2 protein-coding genes are annotated in these 2060 nt (G+C 65.8%); one reads left to right on the forward strand and one right to left on the reverse strand.

The genetic code is table 11. From position 1 onward, the window contains the following. On the reverse strand, window positions 1–840 hold an 840-nt coding region (locus GPA21_RS20040; protein ID WP_168989825.1), incomplete at its 3' end, for a PHP domain-containing protein. A gap of 106 nt (window positions 841–946) precedes the next feature. On the opposite strand from GPA21_RS20040, the gene GPA21_RS20045 reads away from it, so the two are divergent. Continuing rightward, on the forward strand, window positions 947–2060 hold a 1114-nt coding region (locus GPA21_RS20045), incomplete at its 3' end, for a M61 family metallopeptidase (RefSeq protein ID WP_168989826.1).

Genomic DNA, 2060 nt, shown 5'->3' on the forward strand with positions numbered 1-2060 from the left:
TTCGGGTCTCGTGGGCTCGGTGGGGTATTCGTAGCGCAGCTCGTCAAGGCTGAAGGTGCACAGTTCGGCGATGCGTAGGGTCTCGTCCAGCAGTGTCTGCGGGTAGCGTGTGCCGAGCCGCTTGCGGGTGTGCAGGCGTCGCTCGGCGTTGGCGGCCAGTGCCAGCCCGGCTTCCATGACGGTGGTGCGCAGCCGGGTGGCGGTGAGCACGTCGGCCAGGCGTCGGCGGGTTTCATCGTGCATCAGGGCGCCGGTGGCGGCGACGGCGGTTAGGCCGGTTTGTGTGGCGAGTTGCAGCAGGCGATGCAGCACGGAGGCGTCGTCCGGCCCACAGGCGAGTTCGACCGCCAGCCTGGCGCGGCCGGGGAAGCAGCCGGCGAGCCAGATGGCGTGTTCGGTCAGGGTGGTGTCGTCGAGCGTGGCGGGATCGGGCGGGACGAGCAGGGCGAGGCAGGCGTCCAGCCCGGCGTGTTCGATGTCGGCGCGGGTGAGGTGGTAGCGGCCTTTTTCGGCTGCGCGACGTCCGCGACTGATGAGCCGGGACAGGGCAGCGTAGCCGCTGCGCGAGGTGGCGAGCAGCACGATGAGCGGGCCGTCGGCAAGCTGAATCTCGGTGCCGATGATGAGCTTGAGCGGCAGGCTTTTGCGTTTGATGGCGCTGTGCGCGCGCACGACGCCGGCCAGCGAGCACTCGTCGGTGATCGCCAGCGCGGCATACCCCAACTCGGCCGCCCGCTCGACCAACTCCTCGGGGTGGGAGGCGCCCCGCTGGAAGCTGAAGTTGCTGAGGCAGTGCAGTTCGGCGTAGGCGGGGGGTGGGGAATTGCGAGTACTGAACATATGTTCAGTATAGCGTGTGCGGTGCGTTTCACCTTCGGTTCAACGCACCCTATATCGGCCCGTTACAATGCGCCAACATCCCGTCCACCACCGAGGCTTCCACCCCATGAGCGCGGCGATCCGCTACACCATTGTTCCTTCCCACCCTGAAGCCCATTTGTTTCGCGTCACGTGCACCGTGACCGAGCCGGATCCGCGGGGGCAGCGTTTCAGTTTGCCGGCGTGGATTCCGGGCAGCTACATGATTCGCGAGTTCTCGCGCAACATCGTGACGATCCGGGCCGAGGCGGGTGGAAAGCCCGTGCGGCTCACGAAGCTCGACAAGCACACCTGGCAGGCGGCGCGGGTGCCGGCCGGGCGGGCCTTGACGGTGGAGTACGAGGTCTACGCCTGGGATTTGTCCGTGCGTGCGGCGCATCTGGACCCGACGCATGGATTCTTCAACGGCACCAGCGTGTTTCTGGCGGTGGAGGGGCAGACCGACCGAGCCTGCGAGGTGGAGATCCACCGGCCCAACGGCAAGGCTTACGCCGACTGGAAGGTGGCGACCACCTTGCCGGTCGCAAAGGGCGAAAAGGGGGCGGCGAAGGCGCTCGGGTTCGGGCTGTATCGGGCGGCGGATTACGACGAGCTGGTCGATCACCCGGTCGAGATGGGCACTTTCACCCATACGACGTTCAAGGCCGGCGGGGTGAAGCATGAGGTGGTGCTGACTGGGCAGCACGACTGCGACACCGGGCGCTTGTGCAAGGACCTGGCGAAGATCTGCGCGTGGCAGATCGAGCTTTTCGGCAAGCCGGCGCCGGTCGATCGTTATGTTTTCATGACCATGGTGGTGGGCGACGGTTACGGCGGGCTGGAGCATCGCGCGTCGACTGCGCTGATGGCGAGCCGCAAGGATTTGCCCTGGCGTGGCATGAAGGGTCTGCCGGACGATTACAAGCGCTATCTCGGGCTGTGCAGCCATGAGTATTTCCACACCTGGAACGTCAAGCGGATCAAGCCGGCGGCCTTCGTGCCTTACGATCTGGCGCAGGAGAACTACACCCGCCTGCTGTGGCTGTTCGAGGGCTTTACCTCGTATTACGACGATCTCGCGCTGGTGCGTTCGGGCGTGATCGGGGTGGATGACTATCTCGCGTTGTTGTCGAAGACCGCCTCCAACGTGATGCGCGGCGCCGGTCGGCTCAAGCAGAGCGTGGCGGAATCCTCCTTCGATG

Source organism: Azoarcus taiwanensis (genome assembly GCF_012910885.1).
In the GTDB taxonomy this organism is placed as follows: Bacteria; Pseudomonadota; Gammaproteobacteria; order Burkholderiales; family Rhodocyclaceae; genus Azoarcus_F; species Azoarcus_F taiwanensis.